11 protein-coding genes and 1 tRNA gene are annotated in these 16,186 nt (G+C 60.3%); 5 read left to right on the top strand and 7 right to left on the bottom strand.

The window, feature by feature from the left end; translation table 11 throughout:
- Window positions 1-4: 4 nt before the first annotated feature.
- The 5 genes from narJ to FTO60_RS06650 form a co-directional block, all read right to left on the bottom strand.
- A complete protein-coding gene (narJ, locus tag FTO60_RS06670) occupies window positions 5-709 on the bottom strand; it encodes a nitrate reductase molybdenum cofactor assembly chaperone (protein ID WP_148055227.1) in 705 nt (234 codons plus the stop codon).
- Window positions 709-2,232, bottom strand: coding sequence for a nitrate reductase subunit beta (gene narH, locus FTO60_RS06665; protein WP_148055226.1), 1,524 nt, complete (start codon window positions 2,230-2,232; stop codon window positions 709-711). Before narH ends, narJ begins: the two co-directional genes overlap by 1 nt.
- Window positions 2,229-5,960: a nitrate reductase subunit alpha gene (locus FTO60_RS06660; RefSeq protein ID WP_148055225.1), complete on the bottom strand. Its 3,732-nt coding sequence runs from the start codon at window positions 5,958-5,960 to the stop codon at window positions 2,229-2,231. Before FTO60_RS06660 ends, narH begins: the two co-directional genes overlap by 4 nt.
- Window positions 5,961-6,022: 62 nt before the next feature.
- Window positions 6,023-7,639 carry an MFS transporter gene (locus FTO60_RS06655; RefSeq protein WP_148055224.1) on the bottom strand — a complete coding sequence of 539 codons (1,617 nt, stop codon included), beginning with the start codon at window positions 7,637-7,639 and terminating at the stop codon, window positions 6,023-6,025.
- 64 nt (window positions 7,640-7,703) lie between these two features.
- The gene (locus FTO60_RS06650) at window positions 7,704-9,113 is read right to left on the bottom strand and encodes an MFS transporter (RefSeq protein ID WP_148055223.1); all 1,410 of its coding nucleotides are present in this window, start codon (window positions 9,111-9,113) and stop codon (window positions 7,704-7,706) included.
- 258 nt (window positions 9,114-9,371) lie between these two features.
- Between FTO60_RS06650 and FTO60_RS06645 the strand changes: the two genes are divergently transcribed.
- On the top strand, window positions 9,372-10,067 hold the full coding sequence (locus tag FTO60_RS06645) for a helix-turn-helix domain-containing protein (RefSeq protein ID WP_148055222.1): 696 nt from the start codon (window positions 9,372-9,374) through the stop codon (window positions 10,065-10,067).
- Here the strand turns inward: FTO60_RS06645 and FTO60_RS06640 are convergent.
- Window positions 10,064-11,269: an NnrS family protein gene (locus FTO60_RS06640; protein ID WP_148055221.1), complete on the bottom strand. Its 1,206-nt coding sequence runs from the start codon at window positions 11,267-11,269 to the stop codon at window positions 10,064-10,066. The two genes, FTO60_RS06645 and FTO60_RS06640, sit on opposite strands and share 4 nt — an antisense overlap.
- 157 nt (window positions 11,270-11,426) lie before the next feature.
- Here FTO60_RS06640 and FTO60_RS06635 point away from each other — a divergent pair, with 157 nt between their 5' ends.
- The gene (locus FTO60_RS06635; protein WP_148055220.1) at window positions 11,427-13,442 is read left to right on the top strand and encodes an S-layer family protein; all 2,016 of its coding nucleotides are present in this window, start codon (window positions 11,427-11,429) and stop codon (window positions 13,440-13,442) included.
- Window positions 13,436-13,573: a hypothetical protein gene (locus FTO60_RS17635; RefSeq protein ID WP_172623826.1), complete on the top strand. Its 138-nt coding sequence runs from the start codon at window positions 13,436-13,438 to the stop codon at window positions 13,571-13,573. The genes FTO60_RS06635 and FTO60_RS17635 overlap by 7 nt, the downstream gene beginning before the upstream one ends.
- Here FTO60_RS17635 and FTO60_RS06630 read toward each other — a convergent pair.
- Window positions 13,570-14,898 (bottom strand): ATP-binding protein, encoded by a 1,329-nt coding sequence (locus tag FTO60_RS06630; RefSeq protein WP_148055219.1) that lies wholly within the window; start codon window positions 14,896-14,898, stop codon window positions 13,570-13,572. The genes FTO60_RS17635 and FTO60_RS06630 overlap by 4 nt on opposite strands.
- 45 nt (window positions 14,899-14,943) lie before the next feature.
- Between FTO60_RS06630 and FTO60_RS06625 the strand changes: the two genes are divergently transcribed.
- The gene (locus FTO60_RS06625; RefSeq protein ID WP_148055218.1) at window positions 14,944-15,852 is read left to right on the top strand and encodes an MBL fold metallo-hydrolase; all 909 of its coding nucleotides are present in this window, start codon (window positions 14,944-14,946) and stop codon (window positions 15,850-15,852) included.
- A 68-nt stretch (window positions 15,853-15,920) separates the two neighbouring features.
- Window positions 15,921-15,995: transfer RNA gene (locus FTO60_RS06620), tRNA-Asn, on the top strand.
- Window positions 15,996-16,186: the final 191 nt, after the last annotated feature.

The following is a 16,186-nucleotide window of genomic DNA, read 5'->3' as shown; positions in this document are numbered from 1 at the left end:
CTCCCTATTGTGCCGCATGGCGTGGGTTGGGGGTGATCGGCGTATCCATGCGCGACAGCATATCGCGCACCTGCGGGCAGCCTGCGTTCGGGTCGGGACCAAAAAGCACCTCGCTTTCCTCCCAGACCTCGTCTAGGGCTTCCAGGTCGGTTGGGTCGACTTCGGGTTGGGCCAGCATATCGGCCACGGCCCCGGTGTCGGCCTGCACGGCGGCAAGCTGTGAAAGGACGGCGAACACGGCACCATAAGGGCTGTCACGACGCGCAAGGCGCACCGCCAGAGCCTCAAAGATATGGGCCGCGTCCGCCAAGGTTTCCTGACCTTCTGTTTGGGAACGCGTGGCCAGGAATTCGAGCAGGACCGGGAGATGGTCGGGCAGTTCGCTGGTCACAGGTTCAAACCCGCCATCGCGGTAGGTTTCCACCAGTGACACCATTGCGCCGCCACGGTCGCGGCTTTCGCCATGCACGTGTTCAAACAGGTTCAGCGACAATGTGCGCGAGCGGTCAAACAGCATCACATATTGTTCTTGCAGCTCGTAAATGTCGCGCCCGCCAAGCTCCTCCACTAGCGGGCGCAGGTCCCGACGTGCCGCAGCGGTAAGGCGGCTGTCAGCGGCAAGAACGCCACCGATTTCCGGCATCGCCTGCTGCAGGTCGGTCGTCGGGTAACTCAGGATCAGTGAAAGCGCTTTGAATGTGCGGTCCATTACTGCACCTCCGTTGGCATTTTGAGGGGTTTCTTGGAGCCACCAAAGAGCGAGCCTTTGGAAATCCCGGTGGAACAGCCGTTGGTATCGGTAAAGCCGCATCCGCCCTTGAGGTCATAGGCTTCCTCGACCTGTTCGCGGTGTGTGGTGGGGATCACAAAGCGATCCTCGTAATCCGCAAGGGCCATGATTTTATACATGTCCTCGATCTGGCGACCGGTCAGGCCGACGCTTTGCGCGATCCCTTCGTCGTTCACGCCCTCGACCGTCTTGGAGCGCATGTAAGAGCGCATCGCCAGCATTCGTTCCAGTGCTGTGACAACCGGGGCTTCGTCGCCCGCCGTCAGCATGTTGGCAAGGTATTTAACCGGGATACGCAGGTTCTTGACGTCCGGCATGCCGTTCTTGGAACTGATTGCGCCGGCTTCGGCGGCGTTCTGGATCGGTGATAGTGGCGGAATATACCAGACCATTGGCAGGGTGCGATATTCAGGGTGCAGCGGGAAGGCCACCTTCCAGTCCATCGCCATCTTCCAGATCGGACTTTCCTGCGCCGATTTGATCCAGTCCTCGGGGATGCCATCGGCGCGGGCGGCCTTGATCACCTCGGGATCGCTTGGGTCAAGGAAGACACCCAGTTGCGCATCATAAAGATCCTGTTCGTCCGCGACATTCGCCGCGTCTTCGATCTTGTCCGCGTCATAGAGCATCACACCCAGATAGCGGATACGACCAACGCAGGTTTCCGAACAGACCGTGGGGTTGCCGCTCTCGATGCGCGGGTAGCACAGGGTGCATTTTTCCGATTTGCCGCTTTCCCAGTTGTAGTAGATTTTCTTGTAGGGGCAGCCCGAGACGCACATCCGCCAGCCGCGGCATTTTTCCTGATCAATCAACACGATACCGTCTTCTTCGCGCTTGTAGATCGCGCCTGACGGGCAGGACGCGGCGCAGGCGGGATTGAGACAGTGTTCGCACAGGCGCGGCAAATACATCATGAATGTATTTTCGTATTCGCCATACATCTGCTTCTGGATGCCCTCGAAGTTGTAATCCGCTGACCGCTTTTCAAATTCGCCGCCAAGGATTTCTTCCCAGTTGGGCCCCTTTTCGATCTTCTGCATCCGCTCGCCGGTGATCTTTGAGCGGGGGCGCGCCGTGGGGAAAGCCTTGCCTTCGGGCGCACTTTTCAGGTGGTCGTAATCGAAATCGAACGGTTCGTAGTAGTCGTCGATTTGCGGCAGATCGGGGTTGGCAAAGATATTCGCCAGGATCCGCCACTTGCCACCCTGTTTGGGGCGCAGTTTGCCGGCCTTGGAGCGTTCCCAGCCGCCATTCCAGCGCGCCTGATTTTCCCAATCGGTGGGATAGCCAAGGCCCGGCTTGGTTTCGACGTTGTTGAACCATGCGTATTCAACGCCGTCACGGCTGGTCCAGACGTTCTTGCAGGTAACGCTGCAGGTGTGACACCCGATACATTTATCAAGGTTCAGCACCATGCCGATTTGTGCGCGGATTCTCATTGGGCTGCCTCCACAGGGGTTGCTTCATCGTCGAGCCAGTCGACCTTTTTCATTTTGCGGACCACGACGAATTCGTCGCGGTTGGACCCGACCGTGCCGTAGTAGTTGAAACCATAGGACTGGTGGGCATAGCCGCCAATCATATGGGTCGGTTTCAACGTCGTGCGGGTGACCGAATTGTGGATACCGCCGCGGTTGCCGGTCTTTTCCGAGCCGGGCGTATTCACGATCTTTTCCTGCGCGTGATACATGAAGGTCGTGCCTTCCTTGATCCGCTGGGACACCACCGCGCGCGCTGTCAGCGCCCCGTTGATGTTATAGACCTCGATCCAGTCGTTATCGACGATCCCTGCCGATTTGGCATCGACTTCGGAAATCCAGACCACCGGCCCGCCCCTGTTCAGCGTCAGCATCAACAGGTTATCGGTATAGGTCGAGTGGATCCCCCATTTCTGGTGGGGCGTGATAAAGTTCAACACCAGTGTGTCGCCTGCATCCAGCACGTCCGCCGTGATCGTCTTGAGATCAACGGGCGGGCGATACGACATGAATCCTTCACCAAATGCCCGCATCCACAGGTGATCCTGATAAAGCTGTTGGCGTCCCGTGAGTGTGCGCCAGGGGATCAATTCGTGGACGTTGGTGTAGCCGGCGTTATAGCTGACCTTTTCGGATTCAATCCCTGACCACGTGGGCGAGGAGATGATCTTGCGCGGTTGCGCGGCGATATCGCGGAACCGGATCTTGTTGTGATGTTCGCCTTCGGCCAGGTGGGCATGTTCGCGCCCTGTTGCCTTTTCAAGGGCTTGCCACGCCTTGACGGCCACTTCGCCGTTGGTTTCGGGGGCCAGCATCAGGATGACCTCGCAGGCGTCGATCGCGCTTTCGATCTTGGGGCGTCCCGTCGCTGCGCCGTCCAGTTGCACACCGTTCAGATCCGACAGGTTGTCGATTTCCGTCTGGGTGTTCCAGCCGATGCCCTTGCCGCCGTTGCCCAGCTTGTCCATCAATGGGCCAAGCGCGGTAAAGCGGTCGTAGATCGCCGTGTAATCCCGTTCTACCGCCACATAGTTCGGCGCGGTTTTGCCGGGGATCAGATCGCATTCGCCTTTCTTCCAGTCCAGCACCTGATCCTGCGCAATTTCCGCAGGGGTGTCGTGCAGGATCGGCAGGGCGACGATATCCGTTTCCACACCCAGATAGCCGGGGGTGATTTCCTGAAACTTCCTGGCAATCGCCTTGAAGATTTCCCAGTCCGACTTGGATTCATATGCGGGGTCCACCGCCGCCTGAAGCGGGTGAATGAACGGGTGCATATCGGACGTGTTCATATCGTCCTTTTCGTACCAACTGGCCGTGGGCAAAACGATGTCGGAATAGACGCAGGTCGTGGACATGCGGAAGTCGATCGTGACCAGCAGGTCCAGCTTGCCGCGCGGCGCGTTGTCGTGCCAGGTCGCCTCTTTTGGCAATTGCGCGCCATCTTCACCCAGGTCCTTGCCCATGACACCGTGATCGGTGCCCAGCAGGTGCTTGAGGAAGTATTCATGGCCCTTGCCCGATGATCCCAGCAGGTTGGAACGCCAGACGAACAGGTTGCGGGGCCAGTTTTCGGGCGCATCCGGGTCTTCACAGGACATTTCCAGATCGCCTGATTTCAGATGCTCGGCCACATAGGCGGGGATGTCCTTGCCTGCGGCCTTGGCAGCCTTGGCCACCTCGAGCGGATTGGTTTTCAACTGTGGCGCCGAGGGCAGCCAGCCCATACGTTCGGCGCGGATGTTGTAATCAATCAGGTTGATGTCCCAGTCCCCGGCGGGGGCTGTGGGCGACAGAATTTCCTTGGCCTCGAGGGTTTCATAGCGCCACTGATCGGTATGCGCATACCAGGCCGAGGTCGAGTTCATGTGCCGTGGCGGACGGTTCCAGTCCAGCGCAAAGGCCAGCGGCTGCCAGCCGGTTTGCGGGCGCAGCTTTTCCTGACCCACATAGTGCGCCCAACCGCCGCCCGATTGCCCAACGCAGCCACACATGACCAGCATGTTGATCACGCCGCGATAGTTCATGTCCATGTGATACCAGTGGTTCATCGCCGCACCGATGATGATCATCGACTTGCCGGTGGTCTTTTCGGCGTTATCGGCAAATTCACGGGCGACATGGATGATCTTGTCGGCAGGAACGCCGGTGATCTTTTCCGCCCAGGCCGGTGTGCCGGGCATGTCGTCAGCGAAATCAGAGGTGACCCAGTCACCACCCAGACCACGGTCAAGCCCGTAGTTGGCGCAAAACAGATCGAACACCGTGGCCACGGCGATCTTCTTGCCCTTTGGCCCCTTGATCATCTTGACCGGAATGTTGCGCGTCAGCACATCGGGGTGATCGGCGTCCGTTTCAAACTGGCCGTAAGCTTCGCCGCCAAAGTAGGGGAAATCAACGCCGACGACATCATCGTGATCGTCGTCCAGAACAAGGCTGAGTTTCAGTTTAGTTTCGGCCGTGCTGGCCTTTTCTTCAAGGTTCCATTCGCCGTCTTCACCCCAGCGATAGCCGACCGACCCGTTGGGCGATACCAGCGCGTTCGACAGCTCATCAAAGGCCACGGTTTTCCATTCCGGGTTGTTCTTTTCGCCCAGTTTGCCCGCCAGATCATCCGCGCGCAGGAACCGGCCCGGCACCATGCGCCCCTCCTGTTCCTCAAGCTGGACCAGCATCGGAAAGTCGGAATACTTGCGCACGTAGTCCTCGAAATAGGGTGTCTGGCGATCAAGGTGGAATTCACGCAAGATGACGTGGCCAAAGGCCATCGCCAGCGCGGCATCCGTGCCCTGTTTGGCGTTCAGCCAGACATCGCCGAACTTGGCGGCCTCGGAATAATCGGGACAAATGACGGCGGATTTGGTGCCTTTGTAGCGCGCTTCGGTATAGAAATGCGCATCCGGCGTGCGGGTCTGTGGCACATTGGACCCCCAAAGCAACAAGTAACCGGCGTTATACCAATCGGCCGATTCCGGCACGTCGGTCTGTTCGCCCCATGTCATCGGTGACGCGGGCGGCAGATCGCAATACCAGTCATAAAACGACATGCACACACCGCCCATCAGCGACAGGTAACGCGACCCGGCAGCGTAGCTGACCATCGACATGGCCGGGATCGGCGAAAAGCCGAACACGCGGTCAGGCCCGTATGTTTTCGCTGTATAGGCATTGGCGGCGGCGGTGATTTCAGTCGCCTCGTCCCATGTGGCGCGCACGAAGCCGCCCTTGCCACGGGTTTCGACGTATGAGGCACGCAGAACAGGATCGGCCTGCAATTTCGTCCATGCCGCGATCGGGTCCATCGTTTCGCGCATCTTGCGCCAGACCTTCATCAACCGGCCCCGCACGAGCGGGTTTTTCACCCGGTTGGCGGAATAAAGATACCAGCTGTAGGACGCGCCGCGCGCGCAGCCGCGTGGTTCGTGGTTGGGCAGATCGGGGCGGGTGCGCGGATAATCAGTTTGCTGGGTTTCCCAGGTGACGATGCCGGACTTGACGTAAATTTTCCAGCTGCAAGACCCCGTGCAGTTCACACCGTGGGTCGAGCGGACGACTTTGTCGTGGCGCCAGCGGTTGCGATAGGTGTCTTCCCAATCGCGATTTTCGCGGGTCACTTGCCCGTGGCCGTTCGAAAATTTCTCCAATTCCTTGGACTGGAGGAAGTTCAATCTGTCGAGCAGGTGGCTCATGTTATTGTCTCCTGTGGGGGTGGTCCTGCCCCGACACCGGGCCGGGGCAGGCAGGCGTTGGTTTAAGGGTTCTTCACGTAGGCGTTGGGCCGCAGGTAGAACCAATAGTTGATCACGATGCAGACCGCGTAGAAGATCGCGAAACCATAGAGCGCGAGTTCGGGCGATCCGGCCTTCAGTTGCTCGCCAAAGACCTGCGGGATGATGAAAGCACCATAGGCAGCCACAGCAGCCGTCCACCCCAGCGCAGGGCCGGCTTGTTCCTTGTTGAACACCACGCCGATCGTGCGGAAGGTCGATCCATTGCCGATGCCGGTGGCCGCGAACAGGATCAGGAACAGCCCCAGGAAGGGGTAGAAATACTGTTCAGGAGTGGCCGAGGCATAGGCCGCCTGAATGAAGTAGGCCACGCCCAAGGCACAGATGACCATGACCACGGAAATGATCTGCGTCACCTTTGCGCCACCGGCCTTGTCGGCCCAGATGCCGCCAATCGGGCGGATCAACGCACCGATGAATGGCCCCATCCATGCAAACATCAGGGCCGAGGGGCCGTTGGGGTTCACGATGTCATGGGTCAACACGCCGTCCACTTCGACGTGGCTGAAACCAAAGACCACCTTGATGGTCAGCGCCAGCGCGGCCGAAAAGCCGATAAAGCTCCCGAATGTCATGGTATAGATCACGGTCATGGCCCAGGTGTGCTTGTTGCCGAAAATCTTGTATTGGCGGCTCAGGTTCTGGCCGACGGCACCGGGGATCATTTTCAGCAGGAACACGGTCAGCGCGATCACGATCGGCAGAACGATCCACTTGGACAGGCCAATGCCGGATGTGGGCAGGCCACCTTCTGTCTGGGGCAAAAGCAGCCAGATACCGAACGCGGATGCGGCCAGACCAAGCAGCAACATGCCGGTGATGATGGCAAAGGATCCCAGCGGGTTGGGGATTTCTGGCGACACATGTTCATCGCGGATGTTGTTCATCCCCATCCAGCCGATGAGTGCCAGCGGCACAAGGAACACCAGCCAGATCAGCCCGGCGTTCTGGATGTAGGTTTCGGTGCCTGCCGGAATTTTCCCGATCAGCGTGCCCGAGGTATTGACCAGCGTGCGGCTTTCCCCACCAAACAGGCCCATTGTCATGGCCAGCGGGATCAGGATTTGCATGGTGGTCACACCAAAGTTGCCCAGACCGGCGTTCATGCCCAGCGCGTAGCCCAGTTTCTTCTTGGGATAAAAGAACGAGATGTTGGACATCGACGACGAGAAGTTACCGCCACCGATCCCCGACAGGAAGGCAAGGATCTGGAAATACCACAGCGGTGTATCAGGGTCTTGCAGGGCCAGACCCGCGCCAATGGCAGGGATCATCAAAAGCGCGGTCGTGAACACGATGGTGTTCTTGCCGCCCGCGATACGGATAAAGAAGGTCGAAGGGATACGCAGCGTTGCCCCTGTCAGGCCCGCAATCGCCCCCAGCGTAAAGAGCTGCGATTGATCAAAGGCAAAGCCAAGGTTGATCATCTGAACGGTGATGATCCCCCAGTAAAGCCAGACGGCAAAGCCACACAGCAAGGACGGGATCGAAATCCACAGGTTGCGCGTGGCAATCGCCTTGCCGGTCGAGGCCCAATAGGCCTCGTCCTCGATGTTCCAGTTTCTTAGGTCTTGTCCCACTTGTATTCTCCTCGGGCGAGGTTACGGCGAGCCCCAGATGGCCCGCCTTTGTTTGGTGATGTCGTCAGGCGGGGTTTGCCCTGCCATTCTTGTCAGAGATCGCCTGCAGACCCTCTTCGAGGGCTGCATTGGCCTTGGCAGCGCGCAGGCGAAGTGTATCGATATTGGCCGCCGCAAAGTTCGCGCGCTCTTCATCTTCCTGGCGGGTCGAGAACCGCACGAAGAAGGCAAGGAACGACGCCGCGGTCACAACCAGGCCAAGGATGAAGAAGGCCTCGGACCAGTCGATGACGTTCTTGAACAGGAAGCCTGCCAGAACCGCGCCGGTGTTACCGCCCGCACCAACCACGCCGGCAACAGCGCCCAGCGCCTTTTTGTTGATGAAGGGCACAACCGAATAGGTGGCGCCTTCGGCCATCTGCGTGAACAGCGAGAAAACGATCAACGCGGGCAACGCCAGGAACAGAACCTGCATCTGGCTAAAGACCAGCAGGGCCAATCCTTCGAAGAACAGGCAGATGAACAGCCAGAAGCTGCGCCCCCGCAGACCCCAAAGCGCGCCGAAGTTATCGCCAAAGATACCGCCCAGGGTGCGGGCAAAAAGGTTCATCAGGCCAAAGGATGCAGCAACGAAACCGGCGGCAACCAAACTCAGATCGAAATAGTCCATGAAATACAGCGCCGCGACGTTGTTCACCGTCAGCTCGATGCCAAATGAGGCACCGTAAATGACAAACAAGACCCAGACCCGGCGGTCCTTGAGCGCATGCATGTAATTGCCGGTCACCTTTTTCTTTTCTTCCATTTTGCCTTGGGCGCGCAAATCGTCATAGTTGCCGTCAGGCGCGTCCTGGGTCAGGAAGTAATAGCCAATCCCGATCAGGAAGATGATCACACCGACGACAACCATCGACAGGCGCCAGCCCACCGCTTCGGAAAAGCCGAAACCGATGACCATGACCGAAAACAGCAATGGCATAACGAACTGTGTGACACCGCCGCCCAGATTGCCCCAGCCTGCGGATGTGGCGTTGGCCTGCCCGACCACGTTGGGCGCGAACATCACCGATGTGTGGTATTGGGTGATCACAAAGGATGCCCCGATCCCGCCGATCAGCACGCGGAACAACAGGAAGGTTTCAAACGATTGCGCAAGGCCGATCCCCATGACGGGCAGCGAGCCGACAAGCAGCAACCAGGTATAGGATTTCCGTGGCCCGATCCGGTCACAGAGCCAGCCGATAAACAGCCGGGCGAAAATTGTCATCGAAACCGAGCCGATAATGGCCCAGCCGATCTGGTTGGGTGTCAGACCCAGTTCGTCGCGCACGACGCTCATCAGCGGGGCAATCCCGAACCAGGCAAAGAAACATGCGAAAAAAGCAAACCACGTCATGTGGAATGTCCGGATTTGCACCATCTTCACATTCAGGAAATTCGACCACAGCGCCGTGGCCTTGTTTTGCAGTTCCATTCCGGTCCCTCCGTCCTTGGCAGATTTTCCTCTGCCGTTATGGGTTGGGCGGGATGTGCGCCTTTGCGGGTGCAGAATGGTTGATCTGGATCAAAAAACGCTGCCAAACCATGCGAAATAAATCGCGCCGTGAACAATGTCAGCTTGCCGACTTTGGATCATCAAGAGGGGCACTGAGATACATCAATTAACCACTTGACATTTATCAACTGCTCACGTCTTTTCCCGTGATGCTCGTAACCCGAAAGCTTCTGATCCATGTCTGAGTCGTATCGCGACGACCTCCGCAGTCTCGACCTGTTTCGCAACATGCAGCGGGCGAATTTCGATTCGTTGATGCGGGCCGCCTATGTTCAGAATTTCCCGCCGCGCATCGATCTGATCCACGAAGGCGACACGCCCGACTTTTTGCATGTGGTGCTGACCGGATCGGTTGATTTGTTTTCAACCTGGAATGGGCGCGAAACCAGCATGGCGACGGTGCGACCCGTGTCGACCTTTATTCTGGCCGCCAGCGTCAAGGATGCCCCCTATCTGATGTCGGCCCGCACCCTTGAGAAAAGCCGCATCGTGCTGCTGCCCTCCGAGGACGTGCGCGCGATCTTTGATATCGATCACGATTTTGCCCGTGCGATCGTCACGGAACTGGCGCAGTGTTACCGCGCGGTGGTCAAGAACACCAAAGACCTGAAATTGCGCAGCTCGCTAGAGCGGCTGGCCAATTACCTGCTGCGTGAACGCGGTCGCGAAGGGGCGGATGCCTTTACGCTGCGGATGGAAAAGCGGCGCCTGGCCTCGTCACTGGGGATGACGCCGGAAAACCTCAGCCGCGCGTTCAAGGCGCTTGAAGCTTACGGGGTGCAGGTCACCGGCACCCAGATCACCTTGATGGACCCCGAAGACCTGTCAGGCTTTGCCAAACCCAGCCCGCTGATCGATGGGCGCAATACCTAGCGCGATTTGGCCGGACGAGCGCGCAGCAACAGCGGGCCGTAAAGCAGCGCGAAGCCGGTAAATCCGGCGATCCAGAACAGACCGGACAGGGCATAGACCGTCGCCGCAAAGGCGGGAAACAGCCCCGCAAACACCCGCAAGATCACGGCCAGAAATAACGTGACATAGATCGTGACGGTGCCCGGCCCGGCCCATAACGCCTGCCCGGTGTGCCCCAGGCTGGCGCGCGTCATTACCGCAACGGTCATCAGGCCGATCGCCCCCGCCATCCACAGGTGTTGCACCGCGCCCAGCCCCGCCGCGCCGGGCCAGGCGATCCCGGCTGCCAGCGCAAGCGCGCCCAGCGGCACAAAGGCATAGGCCAGATGCAAAACCACCACCAGCGGATCGCGCAACGTGCGCAGCCCCGCCCAACGCGACAAGCGCGCGGCATGAAGTGCCCCTGCAAGGGCCAAAAGCGCGGCGGTGAAACCGGACACGGGTGCCGCCAGCCAGAACAGCAGGCCCGCCAGCAACGCCAGCAAGGCAAGTTTGTCGAACCGCTGCATCGGCGGCACGGGCAGCGTCGCGGATTGCTGTTTCACCAGATAGTTGCGGGTGAACGATGGCACGACGCGCCCGCCAATCACCGCGATCATCATCATGGCTGCCCCAAGGCCAATGCGCAGCCCATAGCCCTGGGCCGCGTAAACACCGCGCGCCGCCTCGTAGTGAAACACGCCGTTGCCAAGGATCAGCGCCACAAGCATCGCCAGCACGATCAGGTTGCGCCAGTTCTTGCCCGCGACGATCTCGCGGGCGATCAGCGCGGCAAGGGCCACGGGCATCGCCAGATCAATCACCGCGACGCTGAGCGGCGTCAGGTAAGCTGACAGCGTCACCGCCACCCGCCCCGCAACCCATAGCGAAAACAGCGCCGCCAAGGGCCAGCCGACAATCGGCAAGCGGCCTGTCCAGTTTGGCACCGCCGTCAACAGGAACCCGGCAACGACTGCGGGCAGATAGCCAAACAAGAAGGCATGCGCGTGCCAGGACACCGCATCAAACGCGGTCGGCAGGGCGATTTTGCCCGCCAGCATGGCTATCCAAAGGACCATCGCCAGCGCAGCCCAAACAGCCGCTCCAAGAAAGAACGGGCGAAACCCGAAGCTGAAAATCACAGGCCCGCGCCAGGCGCGCATTTGTTCGGCGGTCGTGGCCATGATCCTGTCCCCGGATACGAAAATCTGGCTTGGCGATAGGCGCTTTAATACGCATTGTAAATACCAATTCAAATATGACCATCCAGACCGGCCCGGCGTTAACCAAAAATTAACCCTGTCAAGGTTAAGCGTTTCTTAACGCAAGAACGGGTAGATCATGGCGATCCTGCAATGGGATACGGTAACCGGTGACAGTGCTGTCACAGGGGGCGCGGGTGCGTGGTCCTTTGGCTTGTCGTATTTCACGGCCGATGGCGGCGTCACCAATACCACCTTCAGCAATGGCGACAGCGTCAGTTTTGGCGGAATCGGTGGCACCGTCGATCTGTCGCCCACGGTGGCGCCCGCCGAGATCAGCTTTGCCGCCAGCGGCTATGTCCTGTCCAGCACAGTCGGCGCGCTGATCGATACGGGCAGCGGGCTGACCATCCATATCGCCAACTTCGGGCAGACGGCGGCGATCACCACACCATTTACCGGCACCGGACTGGTGACGCTGACCGGGTCGGGCACATTGACCGTCGCGGGCACTGATATCGGGGCAGTTGTGCCCGTGATCGTGGCCTCCTCGGCGGGGCTGGTCGTGACGGGCACATGGGACGGACTGATCGCTTCGGCGGGCAATTTCACCAGTTCCGGCACGCTGCTGGACACATTCAGCAACAGCGGCGTGGCGACCCTGTCAGGCACAGCCGCAGGCATTGACGCGAGTGGCTCAACCACAATCGCCGCAGCGGGGCTAACCCTGAGCGGGCAGAACGTCGCCAATGACACAGGCGGCACCGCCGCCACGGCCAGTTTTACACTGGACGGCAATCTGGGCGGAGTGGGCACATTCACCAACCTTGGCGACAGTCTGGGCGGGCTGGCGCAACTGACCGTCAACAGCGGCACCACATTGAATGCGGTCTCACTGGCCAATGGCGAAAACGGCTATATCACCAACTTTGGCACCATCACCGCCAGCCTGTCGCAAAGCTTGGGCGCGAACCTCACCAACTATGGCGGCGCCGTGATCACCGGCGATCTGACCCTGACCGGCGGCACGCTGACCAGCTATGGCGACATCGTCGGCGCAGTCGATAACGCTGCCCTGCTGCGCCTTGCCCTGGGGGCCAGCGTGACGGGCGATTACACAAGTTCCGGCACGACACTGATCATGTTTGGCGGCGCACTGTTTGACGGCGACGTGACCCAGACCGGCGGCAGCTTTACCCTGTCCGAGGCCGCGACGATCACGGGCGACATGACCGCAACGGGCACCTTGAATGGCGCATATACCCTCGCGGTGGCGGGTGTGCTGACCCTGCTTGATGGCGCCGATCTGGGCAGCGGTATCGGCCTTGATACCGCCACGCTGGTGATCGGTGACGGCGCGGGCGATGCGGTAGTCACCACCGACAATCTGGTGCTTGATGCGGGCACCACCCTGATCCTGCACAGCAACGGCAGCCAGTCCGATACGATCACCAGCAGCGGAACACTGGACCTTGGCGATGTCAACATGACCTTGACCAGCACCGCAATCAGCCAAGGCACCGTGCTGACACTTGCCAGTGCGACGACCGGGTTGTCGGGTCTGGATGTCAACATGAATATCACCGGCCAAGACGTTGATTTCAGTTACATCCTTGGGGTCTCAACGGGCCAGAGCGCCCTGACCGTCACCGCCTTGAACGATGGCGCGACCGGCGGCGCGGCCACGCTTGACCTCACCAGTGCGGGCAGCGCCCTCACGGCCCTGTTTGACGGAGATGGCAGCGGCGCACTTTGGGGTGGCGGGTATGATCCGACGACGCCATCGCTGTTTGTGAACCTTTCTGACATCATCGGCACCGGCTTTGCCGACATATTGGATGCCAGCGCCGATAGCGCAGGCGTGACCCTTGCGGGGGGTGCGGGCGATGACACGATCGCGGCGGGCGCGGGCGATGACACGATCGCGGGCGGGGCGGGCAATGACAGCCTCGCGGGGGGACGGGTGCGGATGTGTTCATCTTTGCGCCCTTCCAAGGCCGGGATACGATCACCGATTTCACCAGTGGCGACCTTATTGACCTGTCGGCAATTACGGCGTCGTTTCTGCGCTTTGACGATCCCTTTGCGGGGGCCGGCATTCTGTCGGATGGGTTCAGTTGCGTCGCCCCTGCCCCCAGTATCGGGCGATTGCTGATCTGGCAGGACGGGGCGGACACCCAGTTGCGCGTTATCGCCAGCTTTGACATGATGGCGGGCCCCTACGGTGAAGTGACCCTGACCGGCGTCGATGCCAGCACCCTGACGGCGGCGGATTTCATCCTTTAGCGGGCCAGCACCAGATCGGCGCGCAAGCCCCCCAGACGCGCGCTATCGTCAAGGCGAAGGGTGCCACCGTGGCTGCGGGCAATATCGGCAACAATCGCAAGCCCCAGCCCAACGCCGGTGCCCCGATCCTGATTGCGCGCCGGATCAAGGCGGGCAAAGGGGCGCAGGGCTTCCTCGCGCTTGTCCGCAGGAATGCCCGGGCCATCGTCTTCGACCGAAAAGCGGATCGCGCGATCACTCAGGGTCAGGGACACCTCGCAGCGGGAGCCATAGCGCAGGGCGTTGCCGATCAGGTTTTCCAGCGCGCGCCGGATCGCCATCGGCCGCAGGGACACCAATTGCGGCGGGTCCACACCATCAAGCCCGCCCAGCTGCGCCGCCTGCCCCATGCGTTGCGCATCGGCAATCACCTTTTGCAACAACGCGGCAGGATCGACCATATCAGGTTCATCCCCCGCATCACCGCGTGCGAAATCAAGAAAGCCGTCAAGCAGGCGCTGCATGTCATCGACATCGCGGATCAGCGGTGCGGCCTCGTCCGGGTCGTCCAGCAGGGTCAGCCCAAGGCGCAGACGGGTCAGCGGCGTGCGCAGATCGTGGCTGACCCCCGACAACATCATCGTGCGCGCGGCTGTCTGGCGCTCGATCCGGTTGCGCATGTCCAGAAAGGCCGCCCCCGCCGCGCGGACTTCGGTGGCCCCAGAGGGGTTATAGGGGACCACGCGCCCCTTGCCATATTCAGCCGATGCCTTGGCCAGCCGTTTGATCGGGCGCAATTGGTTGCGCAGATAAACAAAGGAAATCGTCGTCAGCAAGATGCCCAGGACCACAATCAGGACCAGCAACTGATGCGGGTTTGACGCCGAGACCCGCCCGCGGGCGAATGTAACCTGCAGCGCCCCGTGGCGGGTATCGAACCAAAGCGAAATCTCGCGATCATCGGGCAGCGATACGGTCCGCAGCTCAGGCAGGGACTCCCGCAACCTGCGCATCACGACAATGCCGGAAAAGTCGTAAAACCGGCGTATGTCTGCCGCTGGCATCCCGCCAGTCGGCAGGGTCATCTCAAGTTCGAGCGGCGCGGCCAATGCCCGCCCCCGGCCTTGGGCAAGCGCCAGATCAGGCGCGTTTTCGACAGTTTGCACAAGAAGTGCCAGTTCGGGGATCATCGAGCCGGTCATCTGTTCGGTCACACCCTCGAAGTGGCGCTGGATAAATACGACCGACACCACAAATTGCAGCGAGATCACCGGCAAAAGCAGGATCAGCGCCGCCCGCCCATAAAGCGAGCGCGGCATGTAGTGTTTGAGCATCGCAAAGAACATGGGCTAAACGTAGCGGGCGCATCAGGGCGGGGAAAGCACGAAGCGATGGATGACAGCGATTTTAACCCGACGGCGGGCCTGGCCGAAAACCTGGACGACGGGCTACGCCGTGTGCTTGCGCCCAACCCTTCGCCGATGACCTATCGTGGGACCAATACCTATTTGCTGGGCAGCGACGATCTGGCGGTGATTGATCCCGGCCCTGATCATCCGGCCCATATGGCGGCCCTGCTGGCGGCGATTGGTGGCGCACGGGTATCGCAGATTATCGTCACTCACGCCCATGTGGATCATTCGCCACTGGCCGCGCGCCTTGCACAGGCCACCGGCGCGCCTGTCAGCGCCTTTGGCGATGCTTTGGCGGGGCGATCTGGCGTGATGACGGCCCTTGCCAGCGCGGGGTTCACCGGTGGCGGCGAAGGGATCGACCACAGCTTTGCCCCCGATTTGCACCTCGCGGATGGCGCGCGGGTCTCGGGTGGCTTTGGTGATCTGGACGTGCTGCACACCCCCGGTCATCTGGGCAATCACATCTGTCTGGTCTGGGGCGATCAGGTCTTTACCGGCGATCATGTGATGGGCTGGGCCAGCTCGCTTGTGTCGCCACCCGATGGTGACTTGGCGGATTTCATGGCCTCCTGCGCGCGCCTGCGCGCTATTCCTGCCAGGCGCTACCACAGCGGCCACGGTGCCCCAATCGGGGACCCCCATGCGCGGCTTGACTGGCTGATCGCGCACCGCGAGGCCCGCACGGCGCAAATCCTGACCACTCTGGGCGATGGACCCGCCACACCGACGCAACTGACCACACGGATTTACGCCGATGCCCCCCTCGCCCTGCGACCCGCCGCCGAGCGTAATGTCATTGCACATCTCATTGATCTTCATGGAAAAAACATGGTTGTCGCGACCCCAGACCTATCCAGCACAGCGGTTTTCGCGCTCGCCACCTGAAGCGGTGCATTTTTCTGCGCAAACCCACTGGACGCCTTCAAACGAGGTTGCTATACGGCCCAAGGTTTTCCGGCGTAGCTCAGCGGTAGAGCAGTTGACTGTTAATCAATTGGTCGTAGGTTCGATCCCTACCGCCGGAGCCAATACTTTCATCGATAGACAGTGAGACGCTTTGTCCGACCCTGCCTACCTTGCCCCAAAGTTGCCATATTTTGGCCCTTTGAGCGGCATAGTTTTGTAGCAGCCTTATTTTATGGCCCGACAAGAGGTCAAACCGGCAGTGATACCGAGGCAAAGCAGGATCACGAATATGGCACAATCGACCCCCATTCGC

Source organism: Octadecabacter sp. SW4 (genome assembly GCF_008065155.1).
GTDB lineage: Bacteria > Pseudomonadota > Alphaproteobacteria > Rhodobacterales > Rhodobacteraceae > SW4.
The sequence above is the reverse complement of the archived record's forward strand: the minus strand, read 5'-3'. Positions and strand labels throughout refer to the sequence as shown.

What these genes read in the sequence shown, in the direction of transcription:
- narJ (WP_148055227.1), bottom strand. Translation starts at nt 709, where the DNA reads ATGGACCGCACATTCAAAGCGCTTTCACTGATCCTGAGTTACCCGACG.
- narH (WP_148055226.1), bottom strand. Translation starts at nt 2,232, where the DNA reads ATGAGAATCCGCGCACAAATCGGCATGGTGCTGAACCTTGATAAATGT.
- FTO60_RS06660 (WP_148055225.1), bottom strand. Translation starts at nt 5,960, where the DNA reads ATGAGCCACCTGCTCGACAGATTGAACTTCCTCCAGTCCAAGGAATTG.
- FTO60_RS06650 (WP_148055223.1), bottom strand. Translation starts at nt 9,113, where the DNA reads ATGGAACTGCAAAACAAGGCCACGGCGCTGTGGTCGAATTTCCTGAAT.
- FTO60_RS06645 (WP_148055222.1), top strand. Translation starts at nt 9,372, where the DNA reads ATGTCTGAGTCGTATCGCGACGACCTCCGCAGTCTCGACCTGTTTCGC.
- FTO60_RS06640 (WP_148055221.1), bottom strand. Translation starts at nt 11,269, where the DNA reads ATGGCCACGACCGCCGAACAAATGCGCGCCTGGCGCGGGCCTGTGATT.
- FTO60_RS06635 (WP_148055220.1), top strand. Translation starts at nt 11,427, where the DNA reads ATGGCGATCCTGCAATGGGATACGGTAACCGGTGACAGTGCTGTCACA.
- FTO60_RS06630 (WP_148055219.1), bottom strand. Translation starts at nt 14,898, where the DNA reads ATGTTCTTTGCGATGCTCAAACACTACATGCCGCGCTCGCTTTATGGG.
- FTO60_RS06625 (WP_148055218.1), top strand. Translation starts at nt 14,944, where the DNA reads ATGGATGACAGCGATTTTAACCCGACGGCGGGCCTGGCCGAAAACCTG.